General features: G+C 68.7%; 13 protein-coding genes. 8 read left to right on the forward strand and 5 right to left on the reverse strand.

The window, feature by feature from the left end; translation table 11 throughout:
• Nucleotides 1–116 precede the first annotated feature (116 nt).
• From ED92_RS20655 to ED92_RS20685, 7 genes are all read left to right on the forward strand, one after another.
• Nucleotides 117–1,730 carry a carboxyl transferase domain-containing protein gene (locus ED92_RS20655; RefSeq protein WP_037341148.1) on the forward strand — a complete coding sequence of 538 codons (1,614 nt, stop codon included), beginning with the start codon at nucleotides 117–119 and terminating at the stop codon, nucleotides 1,728–1,730.
• A 2-nt stretch (nucleotides 1,731–1,732) separates the two neighbouring features.
• The gene (locus ED92_RS20660; RefSeq protein ID WP_037341150.1) at nucleotides 1,733–3,718 is read left to right on the forward strand and encodes a biotin carboxylase N-terminal domain-containing protein; all 1,986 of its coding nucleotides are present in this window, start codon (nucleotides 1,733–1,735) and stop codon (nucleotides 3,716–3,718) included.
• Nucleotides 3,715–4,869, forward strand: coding sequence for an acyl-CoA dehydrogenase family protein (locus ED92_RS20665; RefSeq protein WP_037306689.1), 1,155 nt, complete (start codon nucleotides 3,715–3,717; stop codon nucleotides 4,867–4,869). The genes ED92_RS20660 and ED92_RS20665 overlap by 4 nt, the downstream gene beginning before the upstream one ends.
• A gap of 43 nt (nucleotides 4,870–4,912) precedes the next feature.
• A complete protein-coding gene (map, locus tag ED92_RS20670; protein ID WP_037341153.1) occupies nucleotides 4,913–5,680 on the forward strand; it encodes a type I methionyl aminopeptidase in 768 nt (255 codons plus the stop codon).
• A 9-nt stretch (nucleotides 5,681–5,689) separates the two neighbouring features.
• A complete protein-coding gene (locus tag ED92_RS20675) occupies nucleotides 5,690–6,196 on the forward strand; it encodes a GNAT family N-acetyltransferase (protein ID WP_037341155.1) in 507 nt (168 codons plus the stop codon).
• An 86-nt stretch (nucleotides 6,197–6,282) separates the two neighbouring features.
• Nucleotides 6,283–7,146: an SDR family oxidoreductase gene (locus ED92_RS20680; protein ID WP_037341158.1), complete on the forward strand. Its 864-nt coding sequence runs from the start codon at nucleotides 6,283–6,285 to the stop codon at nucleotides 7,144–7,146.
• A gap of 117 nt (nucleotides 7,147–7,263) precedes the next feature.
• Nucleotides 7,264–8,319 (forward strand): alpha/beta fold hydrolase, encoded by a 1,056-nt coding sequence (locus tag ED92_RS20685; protein WP_037341161.1) that lies wholly within the window; start codon nucleotides 7,264–7,266, stop codon nucleotides 8,317–8,319.
• On the opposite strand, the gene ED92_RS20690 is transcribed toward ED92_RS20685, so the two are convergent.
• From ED92_RS20690 to ED92_RS20710, 5 genes are all read right to left on the reverse strand, one after another.
• Nucleotides 8,283–9,290 carry an MASE1 domain-containing protein gene (locus tag ED92_RS20690; RefSeq protein WP_037342482.1) on the reverse strand — a complete coding sequence of 336 codons (1,008 nt, stop codon included), beginning with the start codon at nucleotides 9,288–9,290 and terminating at the stop codon, nucleotides 8,283–8,285. The genes ED92_RS20685 and ED92_RS20690 overlap by 37 nt on opposite strands.
• 363 nt (nucleotides 9,291–9,653) lie before the next feature.
• Entirely contained in the window at nucleotides 9,654–10,862 is a 1,209-nt protein-coding gene (locus ED92_RS20695) for an acyl-CoA dehydrogenase family protein (protein WP_016337016.1), read from the reverse strand.
• A 19-nt stretch (nucleotides 10,863–10,881) separates the two neighbouring features.
• The gene (locus ED92_RS20700; protein WP_037341167.1) at nucleotides 10,882–12,177 is read right to left on the reverse strand and encodes an acyl-CoA dehydrogenase family protein; all 1,296 of its coding nucleotides are present in this window, start codon (nucleotides 12,175–12,177) and stop codon (nucleotides 10,882–10,884) included.
• 110 nt (nucleotides 12,178–12,287) lie between these two features.
• On the reverse strand, nucleotides 12,288–13,505 hold the full coding sequence (locus tag ED92_RS20705) for a low temperature requirement protein A (protein WP_037341169.1): 1,218 nt from the start codon (nucleotides 13,503–13,505) through the stop codon (nucleotides 12,288–12,290).
• A 45-nt stretch (nucleotides 13,506–13,550) separates the two neighbouring features.
• A complete protein-coding gene (locus ED92_RS20710; RefSeq protein ID WP_037341171.1) occupies nucleotides 13,551–14,738 on the reverse strand; it encodes a TetR/AcrR family transcriptional regulator in 1,188 nt (395 codons plus the stop codon).
• Nucleotides 14,739–14,883: 145 nt separating this feature from the next.
• On the opposite strand from ED92_RS20710, the gene ED92_RS20715 reads away from it, so the two are divergent.
• Entirely contained in the window at nucleotides 14,884–16,095 is a 1,212-nt protein-coding gene (locus ED92_RS20715) for an acetyl-CoA C-acetyltransferase (RefSeq protein WP_016337012.1), read from the forward strand.
• Nucleotides 16,096–16,105 lie beyond the last annotated feature (10 nt).

The following is a 16,105-nucleotide window of genomic DNA, read 5'->3' on the forward strand; positions in this document are numbered from 1 at the left end:
GCTCAGCCGCGGGAAGGAGGCCTTCACGCGCTTCCGGGGTGCGGTGGACAAGCGACGTTAGTGGGCGTTAACCTGTGCACGCGAGTTAACGACGGCTAACTTGGCGACGAGGAGCCATGGACACACCCGTACTGAGCACTTCGGCCGATCCGGGCAGCGACGAGTACGCCCGCAGCGTCACCTCCCACGCCGAGCTGGTCGAAGACCTGCGCAAGCGGCTCGCCGCCGCCCGGCTCGGGGGCCCGGAGAAATCCCGCACCCGCCACGTCGAGCGGGGCAAACTCCTGCCACGCGACCGGGTCGACACCCTCCTCGACCCGGGTTCGCCGTTCCTGGAGCTGTCCCCGCTGGCCGCCACCGGACTGTACGACGACGAGGCGCCCTCGGCCGGGATCATCACCGGGATCGGGCGGGTCTCGGGTCGCGAATGCGTGATCGTCGCCAACGACGCGACGGTCAAGGGCGGCACGTACTACCCGATGACGGTCAAGAAGCACCTGCGCGCGCAAGAGGTCGCGCTGCACAACAACCTGCCGTGCATCTACCTGGTGGACTCCGGCGGCGCGTTCCTGCCGAGGCAGGACGAGGTCTTCCCGGATCGTGAGCATTTCGGCCGGATCTTCTACAACCAGGCCACGATGTCCGCGCGGGGCATCCCGCAGATCGCCGCGGTGCTCGGCTCCTGCACGGCGGGCGGCGCGTACGTCCCGGCGATGAGCGACGAAGCGGTCATCGTGCGGAACCAGGGCACCATCTTCCTCGGCGGCCCGCCGCTGGTGAAGGCCGCGACGGGCGAGGTCGTCACGGCCGAGGAACTCGGCGGCGGCGACGTCCACTCGCGCCAGTCCGGCGTCACCGACCATCTGGCCGAAGACGACGCCGACGCCTTGCGCATCGTTCGCTCGATCGTGTCGACCTTGGGCCCGCGTACGCCGCGCCCGTGGGACGTCCTCCCGACGGAGGCCCCGGTCGCCGACCCGAACGAGCTGTACGGCGTCGTCCCGACCGACCCGCGCGTCCCCTACGACGTCCGCGAGGTCATCGCGCGGATCGTCGACGGCAGCCGGTTCGGCGAGTTCAAGAAGGAGTACGGCTCGACGCTGGTCACCGGGTTCGCCCGGATCCACGGCCACCCCGTCGGCATCATCGCGAACAACGGCGTGCTGTTCGCCGAGTCCGCGATGAAGGGCGCGCATTTCATCGAGCTGTGCGACAAACGCTCGATCCCGCTGCTGTTCCTGCAGAACATCACCGGTTTCATGGTCGGCCGCGCCTACGAGGCGGGCGGTATCGCCAAGCACGGTGCGAAGATGGTCACCGCGGTGGCCTGCGCGCGGGTGCCGAAGCTGACCGTCGTCATCGGCGGCTCGTTCGGCGCCGGCAACTATTCGATGTGCGGCCGCGCGTACTCGCCGCGGTTCCTGTGGATGTGGCCGAACGCGCGGATCTCGGTGATGGGTGGCGAGCAGGCGGCGTCGGTGCTGTCCACCGTGCGCCGCGACGCCATCGAGGCACGCGGCGGCGAATGGTCCACTGAGGACGAAGAGGCCTTCAAGGACCCGATCCGCGACCAGTACGAGGCACAGGGGAGCCCGTACTACTCGACGGCGCGGCTCTGGGACGACGGCGTGATCGACCCGGCGGACACCCGCACGGTGCTCGGCCTCGCGCTGTCGGCGACGGCCAACGCGCCACTTTCCGATGTCAACTACGGCGTCTTCAGGATGTGAGCATGTTCGACACGGTTCTGGTCGCCAACCGCGGGGAGATCGCGGTCCGCGTGATCCGCTCGCTGCAGGGGCTCGGCATCCGTTCGGTCGCGGTGTACAGCGACGCGGACGCCGACGCCCGGCACGTCCGGGAGGCGCATACGGCTGTCCGCATCGGCCCGGCCGAAGCGGCGAAGAGCTATCTGTCCATTCCCGCGATCGTCCAGGCGGCGCTCGACACCGGCGCGCAGGCGGTCCACCCCGGCTACGGCTTCCTCGCGGAGAACGCGGAATTCGCCCGCGCGTGCGCCGAGGCGGGTCTGGTCTTCATCGGTCCGCCGGTCGCGGCCATCGACGCGATGGGCGACAAGATCCGCGCCAAGGCCACGGTCTCCAAGGCCGGGGTTCCGGTCGTGCCCGGCGCGTCCGATGTGGACATTCCCGAGGGTGGTTTCGCGGCCGCCGCCGAGAAGGTCGGCTTCCCGCTGCTGCTCAAGCCGTCCGCCGGTGGTGGCGGCAAGGGGATGCGGCTGGTCAACGAACTGTCCGAATTGGACGCCGCCGTCGAGTCCGCTCGCCGCGAGGCCAAGGGTTCCTTCGGGGACGACACCCTGCTCATGGAGCGGTTCGTCACCACGCCGCGCCATATCGAGATCCAGGTGCTCGCCGACACGCACGGCAACGTGATCCATCTCGGCGAGCGTGAGTGCAGCCTGCAGCGTCGGCACCAGAAGATCATCGAAGAGGCGCCGTCCGTGCTCCTCGACGAAGCCACGCGCGCGAAGATGGGCGCGTCCGCCGTCGAGGCCGCGCGTTCGGTCGGGTACGTCGGCGCGGGGACGGTCGAGTTCATCGTTTCGGCCACCGCGCCCGACGAGTTCTTCTTCATGGAGATGAACACCCGGCTGCAGGTCGAGCATCCGGTGACCGAATTGGTGACCGGGCTCGATCTCGTGGAGTGGCAGGTCAAGATCGCCGCCGGCGACGTGCTCACCGTGGCGCAGGACGACGTCCGGCTGGACGGCCACGCCGTCGAAGCCCGTGTCTACGCCGAAGATCCCGCCCGCGGTTTCATCCCGACGGGTGGCACCGTGCTCGCGGTCCACGAGCCGTCCGGCGAGGGCGTGCGCGTCGACTCGTGGATGAGCGAGGGCGCGGTCATCGGCTCGAACTACGACCCGATGCTGGCCAAGGTCATCGCCTGGGGCCCGGACCGCGCGGCCGCGTTGCACCGGCTCGATCTGGCGCTGGCGGACACCGCGCTGCTCGGCCTCGGCACCAACGTCGCCTTCCTGCGCGGGCTGCTAGCCGACGGCGACGTCCGTGACGGCAAGCTCGACACCGGCCTCGTCGACCGTCGACTGTCCACTTTGGTCTCCGAAGAGGTGCCGCCGGAGTTCTTCGTGGCGGCTGCGCTCGACCGGTTGCTTTCCCTGCAGCCGCAGGGAGACGTCGTCGATCCGTGGGACGTCCCGGACGGCTGGCGGCTCGGTGGTTCGGGCGGGATCGACTTCGCGTTGAAGTCGGGCAGCTCCGAAGCCGTGGTGCGCGTGCAGGGCACTCCGGCGAACGCGCTCGTCAGTGTGGACGGCGCCGAGCCGGTGAGGGTTTCCGCGCGACGCCTCGGCGATCTGCTGGAAGTCCGGCATCCCACCGGTTTCCACCGTTACCGGCACTCGGCCGGGAGCGGGCGCACGGTGTGGCTCGCGCGTGACGGGCACAGCTTCGCCATCGGCGAGCGCGAACGGCTGCGTTCGGCCGCCGGTGCCGCGGGCGGTGCCGGGCCGGTCACCAGCCCGATGCCCGGGACCGTGCTCGTGGTCAAGGCCGCCGCCGGTGACGTGGTGACCGCCGGGACCCCGCTCGTGGTCGTCGAGGCGATGAAGATGGAGCACACGATCACCGCGCCGATCGACGGCGTGGTCAGCGAACTCCCCGTCCGCGCGGGCCAACAGGTCGCGCTGGACGAGACGGTAGCCGTGGTGACACCCCAAAAGGATGAGCGATGATCGACTTTCGGCTGGATGACGAGTACGAGGCGCTGCGCAAGACGGTCGAGGAGTTCGCGCGCTCCGAGGTCGCCCCGGTCATCGGCGACCTCTACGAACGGGAGGAATTCCCGTACGAGATCGTCGCGAAGATGGCCGAGATGGGGCTGTTCGGCCTGCCGTTCCCCGAGGAGTACGGCGGTATGGGTGGCGACTACTTCGCGCTCTGCCTGACCCTGGAGGAATTGGCGCGCGTCGATTCCTCGGTCGCGATCACCGTCGAGGCGGGTGTTTCCCTGGGTGCCATGCCGATCTACCGGTTCGGCACCGAGGAACAGAAGGAGAAGTGGCTCCCGGAGTTGTGCGCCGGCACCGCGCTCGGCGCCTTCGGGCTCACCGAACCCGGTGGCGGCTCGGACGCGGGCGCCACCCGCACGCGCGCGAAACTGGACGGCGACACCTGGGTGATCAACGGCAGCAAGTCGTTCATCACCAACTCCGGCACCGACATCACGAAACTGGTCACGGTCACCGCCGTCACCGACGTGAAGGAGAACGGGCGCAAGGAGATCTCGGCGATCATCGTCCCGTCCGGCACGCCGGGCTTCGCCGTCGCGCCGAAGTACTCCAAGGTCGGCTGGAACTGCTCGGACACGCACGAGCTCTCGTTCGACGACGTCCGTGTCCCGGCGGAGAACCTGGTCGGCGAACGCGGTCGCGGCTACGCCCAATTCCTGTCCATTTTGGACGAAGGCCGGGTCGCGATCGCCGCGCTGAGCGTCGGGCTCGCACAGGGCTGCGTCGACGAATGCCTGCGGTACGTCAAGGAACGCGAGGCGTTCGGGCACAAGATCGGCGAGTACCAGGCGATCCAGTTCAAGATCGCCGACATGGAGGTGCGCACGCACACGGCGCGGCTCGCGTACTACGCGGCGGCGTCGAAGATGCTGCGCGGTGAGCCGTTCAAGAAGGAGGCGTCGATCGCGAAGCTCGTCGCGTCGAACGCCGCCATGGACAACTCGCGCGACGCGACGCAGATCTTCGGCGGGTACGGCTTCATGAACGAGTTCCCGGTGAGCCGTTTCTACCGGGACGCGAAGATCCTCGAGATCGGTGAGGGGACCTCGGAGGTGCAGCGGATGCTGATCGCGCGGCACCTCGGCGTGGCCTGACACCCTTGACCATGCCGATAACTATACCGGTATAGTTATCGGCATGGTCGAGTTGAAATCCGCCGCCGAGCTGGACGCCATGCGCGAGTCCGGCCGTGTCGTGGCGCAGACGTTGCAAGCGGCGAAAGAGGCGTCGGCGATCGGCGTGAGCCTGAAAGAGCTGGACGAGATCGCCGCACAGGTGATCAGGGATGCCGGTGCGAAGCCGTCGTTCCTCCACTATCGCCCGCATTCCGCGCCGACCCCGTTCCCCGCCGTGATCTGCGCGAGCGTCAACGACGCCGTGGTCCACGGCATCCCGTCGGACTACCGCTTGCGTGGCGGTGACCTGGTCAGCATCGACGCCGGCGCCTACATCGACGGCTGGCACGGCGACGCGGCGATCAGTTACGTCGTCGGCGAGGCCGATCCCGCCGACCTCGAACTCATCGCGACCACCGAGCGCGCGCTGGCCGCGGGAATCGCCGCCGCGCAGGTGGGCGGCAAAATGGGCGACATCTCCCACGCCGTCGGCACTGTCGGCCGCGAAGCTGGCTACGGCCTCCTCGCGCATCACGGCGGCCACGGGATCGGGCGCAGCATGCACGAGGATCCGCATTTGCCGAACGAGGGCAAGCCGGGGCGCGGCATGCGTCTCCAGCCAGGGCTGGTGCTGGCGATCGAGCCGATGCTCATCGCCGACGGCCGCGACGCCTACCGAACCGACGACGACGGCTGGACACTGCGCACCGTCCGCGGCGCCAGGGCCGCGCACGTCGAGCACACGGTCGCGATCACCACGGAAGGTCCGCGTGTCCTGACGATGTTGTAGAACGGAAGGATGAGCGACTTCATCATCCGCCAGGGTGGTTCTGGGGATTTCCAAACGTTGCTGGACATGTTCGACGAGGTCGTCGCGTGGCTCGCTTCGCGCGGCAGCGAAGGGCAGTGGGGAAGCGAGCCGTGGTCCACGATCCCGAAGCGGGTCGAGCGGGTGCGCGGGATGGCCGACGGGCCGGGGTTGTACCTCGCCGAGATCGACGGCGAGGTGGCCGGGGCGATCATCCTCGGTGACCGGTTCCCGCATGTCTCGCCGGTCGACGAGCCGGAGATCTACATCGGTCTGCTGCTGACCTCGCGCCGGTTCACCGGGCACCGGGTCGGCTCGCGGCTCATCGAGTTCGCGCTGGCCGAGGCGCGGGAACGCGGTATCGGGCTGGTGCGGGTGGACTGCTGGGCCGGTGGCGACGGCGACCTGCAGCGCTACTACGAGAGCCAGGGCTTCAAACCGACGGAACGCTTCGACGTCAAGGGCTGGATCGGGCAGGTGTTCGAGCAGCGGCCGTAGGACTGGCGTCCATGCGGCTTCGGGTGCACCATAGTTGACACATCGCCAACAGTGCCCCGGACAGCGAAGTCGCAGAGGAGACCGGCATGGCCAAGCGTGAACGTTCCCTGGCGGGCAAGGTCGTCGTGATCACCGGAGCGGCGCAGGGTATCGGGGCCAGTACCGCGACGGCGCTGTCCCGGCTCGGCGCGAAGGTGGTCATCGGCGACCTGGACCAGGTCCTCGCCGAGAAGACCGCGGCGGAACTGGGCGCCGAGGCGCTGCCGCTCGACGTCACCGACACGGAGGGCTTCACCGAATTCCTCGACGAGGTCGAGCGGCGCGTCGGCCCGATCGACGTGCTGATCAACAACGCGGGCATCATGCCGCTCGCGCCGCTCGAAGAAGAGGACGACGCGGCGACCCGCAGGCTGCTCGAGATCAACCTGCACGCGGTCATCCACGGCACCAGGGAAGCCGTGAAACGGATGCGCCCGCGTGGCACCGGCCACATCGTCAACATCGCCTCGATGGCGGGAAAGGCCGGATTCCCCGGCGCGGCGACCTACTGCGCGACGAAACACGCCGTCGTCGGTTTGTCGGAATCGGTGCATCTGGAATTGCACGGGACGGGCGTGCTCGTCTCCTGCGTGATGCCGGCGGTGGTGCGCACGGAACTGGCCAGCGGGCTCGGCGAGGCGAAGTTCTTCAAATCGGTGCAACCCGAAGATGTGGCGCAGGCCATTGTCGATGCGTTGCGCCGCCCCAAGTTCGACGTCTTCGTTCCCGCATCGTTGGACGCCATGGGCAGGATCACACGACTGCTTCCGCGCCGTCTCGGCGAAGGGCTGCTCCGTGCGCTCGGCGGAGACAAGATTCTGTCGTCCGCAACGCATTCCTCCGCCCGCGCGGAGTACGAATCGCGGGCGGCGCGGAGTGCCCCGGCGGCGGAAAAGGGCACCGATTCTTAACTCGGACGGCCTAGCGACTGTCCGAAATGGACGGCCTGTGACGGCGGCGGTGTTGAGTCGTGCGCTCCCAAGCGGCAAGATTACGTCTTACCGCGTTGATTCCCCAGGAGGCACACCATGGCCACACCCCCGGCACGGCTCGCCGCCGCCGCGTCGAACGTCGTCGGGAAGGTGCTGCACGGTGGTGTCGCGGATCTTCGCCCGGTGCCGCGCGTCCTGATCGATCAGGGGCCCAATCGCTCCCTCTACCGGCTGACCAACGGCAAGGGGCCCCAGGACGGCCCGCCGGTGCTGCTGGTGCCGCCGCTGGCCGCGCCCGCGCTGTGCTTCGACCTGCGCCGCGGCTGCAGCCTCGCCGAGCACCTGGTCGAGGGCGGCCGCAACACCTACCTCGTCGACTACGGGAACGTCGCCTTCTCCGACCGGCGCCTCGGCATCGAGCACTGGATCGAGGAGGTGCTCCCGCGGGCGATCCGCAAGGTCAGCGAGGACTCCGGCGGCCAGGGCGTGCACGTCGTCGCCTGGTGCCTCGGCGGGATCTTCTCCCTGCTGACGACCGCCGACCAGCCCGATCTGCCGATCGAGTCGATCGCGACCATCGCGTCGCCGTTCGACTTCACCGCGATCCCGCTGATCGCCCCGTTCCGCCCGCTGGTGGATCTCACCGGCGGCCACCTGCTGACCCCGTTCTACCGGGCGCTCGGCGGCGCACCGTCCTATTTGGTCAGCCGCGTCTTCCGGGCGACCGGGATCAGCAAGGAGATCACCAAACCCCTCGCCATCCTGAAGAATCTCGACGACCGGGACTATCTGGCGCAGATCGAGGCCGTCGACCACTTCATGGACAACATGATCGCCTACCCCGGGCGGACGTTCGGCCAGATCTACCACCGGTTCTTCCGCGCCAACGACCTCGCCGAGGGCACGGTCGACCTCAACGGCCGCATCATCGCGCTGTCCGGGGTGAAGGTGCCGACGCTGGTCATCGCGGGGCAGAACGACACGATCGCCCCGCGCGCCGCCGTCGAACGGCTCACCGAACTGCTGGACAACTCGCCGTCGGTGACCTTCGAGACCGCGCCCGGCGGGCACCTGGGCGTCCTGACCGGCCGGAAGGCCCGCGGGACCACGTGGCGCTACCTCGACCGTTTCCTCGACGAACAGGCCGCCTGAGCCTCGTCCTCGTTGTGCTGGGTGATGGCGCTGCGTAACGATTGGCGAGGCGCGATCATGTCCACCATTTCGGTGATCTGGCGCCAGGCGTCGGTGATCTCGGCGGTCGCGCGGTCGCGTTGCAGGACGATCGTGGACAACGTCAGCGCGGTGAGCCCGACGGTGGCGTCGTAGGCCTGGACGTGCAGCATCCTGGTCGCCAGCTCGTAGGAACCGTAGGGCCCGAGCCCTCGTATCGCGGCGAAGATCGTGACCGTGCAGACGCACAAGGAACACAGCAGCGCTCCGGCTTGCCGGAAGCGCAGCGCCGCCCAGATGAGCACGGGGAAGACCACGAACAGCTTCGGCGTCGTCGTGGACGCGAGGGCGGCCGTGCCGAGACCGAAGAGCGCGAGCGCCGCCGCCTCACCCCAGCGGACGAGCGGAACCCGCTTGGGTAAACGGAACCTCGGCGCGAGAAGCAGGAGCGGCGTGATCGTCAGGACACCCATCGCGTCGCCGGTCCACCACACGAGCGCGGTCGCCCAGAAATCGCCGGTGCTCAGCGCCTCGCCGAGGACCAGCACGCCGGTGCCCAGCGCGGCGCTGACGGCCGTGCCCCCGATCGCTCCGATCACCACCAGGAGGACGGCGTCGGGAAGCCGGTCGAGCTCGTTGCGGAAACCCAGCCGCCGCATGACCGCGTACGCCAGCATCGGGCCGGCCGTGTTCCCCAGAGAGATCAGGAGAACCGTGCCCAGCGAAGGCCCGAGGGCGATGTTCGTCAGGAGCGAGCCGAGGAAGATGCCCGGCCAGAACCGCGGGCCCAGCAGCATCGGCACCGCCAGCGCGACCCCCGCGGCGGGCCACAGCGGCGAGATCTGTTCCCGCACGATCGCCCACTGGATCCCGATCTGGGCGGTGGCGAAGTAGCAGACCGTGACACCGAGGACGATGAGACACCAGCGTGCCGCAGGGGGAAGCGGTCTCATCGCGACTCCGGCCTTCGCGGGCAAAGGAAAGTTCGAGAGTACCTCTGCCAGGTCACCACGAAGGTGTTGTCGAAATGGTGGAAATAAACGGGCTCGTGGGCGGCGCGGACGGTTGCCACCCACGAGTGTCTTGGCTACCCGCCGGCTTCCGGGTACTGCCGGTCTCAGGCTCACGGCTTGTGGCGGTGTGTCGCGAAAGCCACTTTCGCGACGTCTGATGTCCCGAAAGTGGCTTTCGCGACATGATCGCCACGGCGTTCCCGCGCCCGGCCACGGCCGACGTTGCGAAAGCCACTTTCGCAACCTTCAACGTTGCGAAAGTGGCTTTCGCAACCCACGGTTGCCACCCACGAGCCTCGCGCCTTACTTGAGCTCCGCGCTCGTCTTGCCCAGGATCCGGCGCGCCACGATCAGCTGCTGGATCTGCTGCGTACCTTCGAAGATGTCCAGGATCTTCGCGTCCCGGCTCCACTTCTCCAGCAGCGATTCCTCGGTGTAGCCCAGGGTTCCGGCCAGCTCGACGCATTTCAGCGTGATCTCGACGACCGACCGGCCCGCCTTCGCCTTGGCCATCGAGGCCTGCAGCGAGTTCGGCTTGCGGTTGTCGGCCATCCACGCCGACTCCATGGTCAGCAGGTACGCCGACTCGTAGTCCGCCTCCAGCTGCAGGAACGTGGCGGCCGCCGCGTGCTGGCTGTGGACGGGCTTGTCGTAGTCGATGGTCACCCCGGCGTCGGTGAGGATCTTCCGGGTCTCCTCCAGCGCCGCGCGGGCGACACCGATGGCCATCGCGGCGACCAGCGGGCGGGTGTTGTCGAAGGTCTGCATGACCCCCGCGAAACCCTTGGCGGTGTCGATCTCCGGCGTACCGAGGAGATTCTCCTTCGGCACACGCACGTTCTCGAAGCGCAGCACGGCGGTGTCGGAGGCGCGGATGCCGAGTTTGTGCTCGACGCGCACCACCTCGAAGCCGGGGGTGCCCTTCTCGACGACGAACGACTTGATCGCCGCGCGGCCCTTCGTCTTGTCCAGGGTGGCCCAGACGACGACGGCGTCGGCGCGCTCGCCCGCGGTCACGAAGATCTTCTCGCCGTTGATCACGTACTCGTCGCCGTCGAGGCGCGCGGTCGCGGTGATCGCGGCGGAGTCCGAGCCGCAGTCCGGTTCGGTGATCGCCATCGCGGCCCACAGCCCGGAGAACTTCTTGAGCTGCTCGTCGGTGGCGACCGAGCCGATGGCGGCGTTGCCGAGCCCCTGGCGCGGCATGGACAGCAGCAGACCGACGTCGCCCCAGCACATCTCGATCGTGCCGAGCACGATGTTGAGGTTGGAACCGTTGCGGTTGCCCGGTTTCTCGTTCTTCTCGGACCGGCGGACCCCCGCCGCGCCCGCGCCGCCCTCGCCGGAGGAGTTCAGCCCGTCCAGCAGCGCGGCGAACATGTCGAGTTCGGCCGGGTAGGTGTGCTCGGCGCGGTCGTACTTGCGCGAGATCGGCCGGAACACCTCGGCCGCGGCCTGGTACGCCTGGTTGATCAGGGTGCCGGCCTTCTTCGGAACCTCAAGGTTGATCATGATTGCCTTTCGAAAAGTCCTAGAGAAGGACGGCGCCTTCCATGACGCCGATGGCCCGGAGGTCGCGGTACCAGCGCTCGACCGGGTGCTCCTTGACGAATCCGTGTCCGCCGAGCAGCTGCACCCCGGCGCTGCCGATCTGCATTCCCTTGTCGGCGGCCAGTTTCCGGGCCAGCGCGACCTCGCGGGCGTACGGCTTGCCCTGTTCGGCGCGAGAAGCGGCGCGCAACGTCACCAGCCGCAGCCCCTCCAGTTCGATGGCGATGTCGGCCACCGAGAACGCGACGGCCTGGCGGTGGCTCACCGGTTCGCCGAACGCCTTGCGCTCGTTGACATACGGCACCACGTAGTCGAGGACGGCCTTCGCGGTCCCGGCGGCCAGCGCGGCCCAGCCGAGGCGCGAGAGCCGGACGACCTCGGTGAAGACCTCGGCCTTGCCGCCGCCGAGCAGCGCTCCGGCGGGCAGGGCGACCTTCTCCAGATGCAGTTTCCCGGTCGCCGCGCCGCGCAGGCCCATCGCCGGTTCGGACTCGATGGTGACACCGGAGTTCGAAGACTCGACGAGGAACAGCGCCGGACCACGGCCTTCGAGATCGGCCGACACGATGAACAGCTCGGCGTCCGCGGCCCGCGGGACCAGCGACTTCACGCCGTCGAGCTGGTAGCCCTTCGGAGTGCGCCGGGCCTTGGTCGCGGGCTTGAACGGGTCGAACAGCGCGGTGCGCTCCTGCAGCGCGAGCGCCGCGGCCGGGACGTTCTCGCCGACGAACGCGGGCAGGTAGTCCGCCTGCTGCTGCTCGTCGCCGTAGGACACCAGCGCGGTGCTGACCGCGGACGGCGCGAGCACCGCGACCGCGAGCCCCAGGTCGCCGTGCGCGAGGGCCTCGGCGACCAGCGCGTTCGTGACCACCGACCGCTCGGTGCCGACGCCGCCCAGCTCCTCGGGGATGCCGACGAGCGTGATGCCGAGCTCGGCGGCGCGGCTCAGCAGACCCTCGGGGGCCTGGAGCTTCGCGTCGGCGTCGGCCGCGGCGGGCCGCAGCTGCTCGGCCGCGAACTCCGTCACGGTCTCGACGATGAGCTGCTGATCCTCACTCGGGGTGAGGTCGAACAGTCCCGTGTCCTCGGCAGGCGCGAGCCGCGCGGGCTTGCCGAGCTTCTTGGCGGATTTGAAGGTCCGTCCCGCCGCGCCCGCGACCCGGAAGCCGTTGCGCGTCCCGGCACTGACCAGGTTCTGCACGGGCTTCCGAAGTCCGGCCCGTTCAATGACCTTGCTCCCGGCCAGCCGGGTGAGCGCGGACAGGCCAAGGCCCATCGCGTCTCGTTTCCTAGGCGCACCCACGGTGAGTCTCCCTGCCTCGCTTACCTACTCGTGAGTAGGTTAACTCCCCTCGGGCGGATGCGCTACCACGGGGGAGGCGAACGTCACGCCGATGAGTGATTCCGGGGGTGGAGGAGTCCCGGATTACTCACGAGCTTGCGCCTCTCGAACAACACCAGCGCGACCGCGGCCACCGCCACGACCCCGACCAGCACGATCGCCGGCACCAGTTCCAGCAACGGCGTCGCCGCCAGCAGGACCACCGCGAGCACCAGCCGTTGCGGGTTCCATGAGCCCAAGTTCCGCTTCCGCAGCCCGCTCAACGCGATCAGATAGAGCGCGAGCCCGCCGGTCAGCGCCCAGATCGGCGTTCCGTGCAGACCGTCGGAAAGGCTGTGGTGCTCGGTGTCGGACACGTACAGCAGCGACTTCTTCAGTCCCAGTGCCACGAGCACGATCCCGGCGATGAGCGGAAGGTGCAGGAACGTGTACGTGTCCGTCCCGATCTGCACCCGCTCCACGCCTTCGGCGCGTTTCAGGTTGTGTTCGGAAACGTGCGCGACGACGGCGAAGTACATCCACCACATCGCCGAAGCGAGCGTGAGCCCGAAGACGGCGGCCAGCGTGATCGGCCAGGACATCGGGTACGAGCTGATCCCGATGCCGATCGCCACGATCGACTCGCCGAGCGCGATGATCACGATCAGCCCGAATCGCTCGGCGAAGTGGCCGGGCTGGTGCAGCCGCCAGTCCGAGGAGCGGGTCCGGAAGACGTTGACGTAGTCGGCGAGCAGCGCGACCGCCCAGATGCCGAGCTGCACCCAGCCCGAGAAGAACGCCGCGACGGTCAGCAGCGCGACGCTCGGCAGCAGCCCGACGAACATCTTCAGGACGACCTTGCGCAGCTCCGGATCGGTCCGGGCGGCGCCGAAGTACGCGGTGAGATGCAGCAGCCGCACGAGGAAGTAGCAGCCGACGAACATCAGCGGCGCGTACAGGCCGCCGGGCAGGTCGGTGAACGCTTCCGGGATGGTCAGCGAGACGAGGAACATCGTCCCCATCGCGGCGAACATCGCGAGCTGGGCGATACCGCGGTCGACGTGCAGGGTGTTCGCCAGCCAGGCGTAGGCGCACCAGCACCACCAGAGCACGGCGATCATCGCCACGCCCTGTCCGATGCCGAGCGGGCTGAGGTGATCGGCCATCAGCTGCGTGGTCTGGGTGATGGCGTAGACGAAGACCAGGTCGAAGAAGAGCTCCAGCGTGGTGACCTTGTGGTCTTCGTCCCGGGTCACCAGATGCAGGCCGCGTTTCGTGGGCACGCCGCATATCGTGCACCGCCGGCCTTTGCGGGACACCTGAGTTTGCTAAGAGCTGACTTTCAGGACGGCGTGCGTCAGCGCGGTCAGCTCGGCCTCGATGTTCGGTCGGCCGTTGACCCGCCGGGTGCGCGCGAGGTCGTTCGCGATGGTCAGCGCCGCGTGCACGGTGATCTTCACTTCGCGCAGGCTCAGTTCCGGGTGGACTTCCGACGTCAGCGCGATCCAGCGCGCGACGTAATCACGCTGGACCCGGATCAGGTCCGCCTTGTCGCGTTCCGGCAGCTCCATGGGGCTGCCGGAGAAGGACACCAGCAGTTCGGGCGTGCGCAGCAGGGTGTGCACATAGGACGCCGCCAGCCTGCGGAGCGCGTCGCGTTCGTCGTCGGTCCGCAGCGCGCGTTCCGCGGCGAGCGCCAGCCGGTCGGCCGCTCGATGTCCGATCGCCACCATCAGCGCGGCCTTGCTGGGGAAGTGCCGGTACACGCTGGGGCCGGCGATCCCGGCGGCCGCGCCGATCTCCTCCATGCTCACCGAGCGAAAGCCGCGTCGCCCGAACAGCTCGGTCGCCGCGGCGAGGATCTGCTCGCGGCGGGACGGCTCGCCGAGCGCCATCGACGGCGTCTCATCCGCCGTCTCTTCGGGTTCGGGGAGTGTGACATGCAGCACCGACTCCGCCAGCTGCACCAGGATCTGCGCGAAGCGTTTCTTCGCCACGGACGTGTGATGCACGGAGACACTGCCGAACACGCTCAGCCCCGCCCAGCACAGCAGCTCGGCGTCGTCGGCGGTCAAATCCGGACGCAACGCGCGCAGCGCCTTGGACCACGCTTCGAGTACCGCGCCGGACCGGCGGCGGATCTCGCGCCGCTGCTCCCTGGGCAGATGCCTGCCCTCCCAGCGCCACAGCGCGGCGACCTCGCGCCGCTCCACCGCCTGCGCGGCGAGGGTGCCCAAGAGGGCGTTGACCTGGGCGGGAACGGGGAGACCGTCGGCGAGCGTCTCGGTGGTGGCCGCCTCCATGTCGTCGATGCCGGATAGCACGACGTAGGACAGCACGGCCTGCTTGTCCGCGAAATGCCGGTACAGCGCGGGCCCGGTGATCCCGGCCGCGGCGGCGATGTCGTTGATGCCGACGCCGTGGAACCCGCGGGCGCGAAAGAGCTCCGCGGCGAGGCCGGCCAGCTGGGCCTTGCGGTCGCGCGGTCGCGGTGAACGCTCGGTCGGGTGATCCATAGGTGAACCCACGATAGCGCCGGTTGCGTGCATCGCAACCCATTGACACCATGGGGTTATCGCGGTTTATGTTAATCGGCATTAGCATGGTTACTGGCCGGTACGTTCAACCCTGATACAGCGCCGTACGCGGAGGAGTTTTTCTGTGAGTAGCGAGGCCTACATCTACGAGGCGATCCGTACGCCTCGCGGCAAGAACAAGGGCGGTGCCCTCCACGGCACCAAGCCGGTCGATCTCGTGGTCGGCCTCATCGAAGAGCTGAAGGTCCGGCACCCGAACCTCGACCCCGCCGTGATCGACGACATCGTCCTCGGCGTCGTGTCCCCGGTCGGCGAGCAGGGCGCGGTGATCGCGCGCACCGCCGCGCTGAACGCGGGCCTTCCCGAGTCGGTGGCCGGTGTACAGCTGAACCGCTTCTGCGCCTCCGGTCTCGAAGCCACCAACACCGCCGCGCAGAAGGTGCGCTCCGGCTGGGACCAGCTGATCATCGCCGGTGGTGTCGAGTCGATGTCGCGGGTGCCGATGGGCTCCGACGGCGGCGCGCTGTTCATGGACCCCGCCACCGCCTACGACAACTACATCGTCCCGCAGGGCACCGGCGCCGACCTGATCGCGACCATCGAGGGCTTCTCCCGCGAGGACGTCGACGCGTGGGCCGTGCGTTCGCAGGAGAAGGCCGAAGCGGCCTGGTCCGGCGGCTACTTCGCGAAGTCCGTCGTCCCGGTGAAGGACATCAACGGTGTCACGATCCTCGACCACGACGAGCACCGTCGCCCGGGTAGCACCATCGAGGGCCTCGGCAAGCTCAAGCCCGCCTTCGCCGGCATCGGCGAGCTGGGCGGCTTCGACGCCGTCGCGCTGCAGAAGTACCACTCGGTCGAGAAGATCGACCACGTCCACACCGGCGGCAACTCGTCCGGCATCGTCGACGGCGCCGCGCTGGTCCTGGTCGGCAACGAGCAGATCGGCAAGGACTTCGGCCTGACCCCGCGCGCCCGCATCGTGGCGACCGCGACCGTCGGCTCCGAGCCCACGATCATGCTCACCGGCCCGACCCCGGCCACCGAGAAGGTCCTCAAGATCGCCGGCCTCACCCCGGACGACATCGACCTGTGGGAGCTGAACGAGGCCTTCGCCTCGGTCGTCCTCAAGTGGATCAAGGACCTGCACCTCGACGAGGAGAAGGTCAACGTCAACGGCGGCGCCATCGCGATGGGGCACCCGCTGGGCGCCACCGGCGCGATGCTGGTCGGCACCGTCGTCGACGAGCTGGAGCGTCGTCAGGCGCGCCGCGCCCTGGTCACCCTGTGCATCGGCGGCGGCATGGGCGTCGCGACCATCATCGAGCGGGTCTGAGGAAGAGACA

The sequence above is a fragment of the Amycolatopsis sp. MJM2582 genome, assembly GCF_000754115.1.
GTDB lineage: Bacteria > Actinomycetota > Actinomycetes > Mycobacteriales > Pseudonocardiaceae > Amycolatopsis > Amycolatopsis japonica.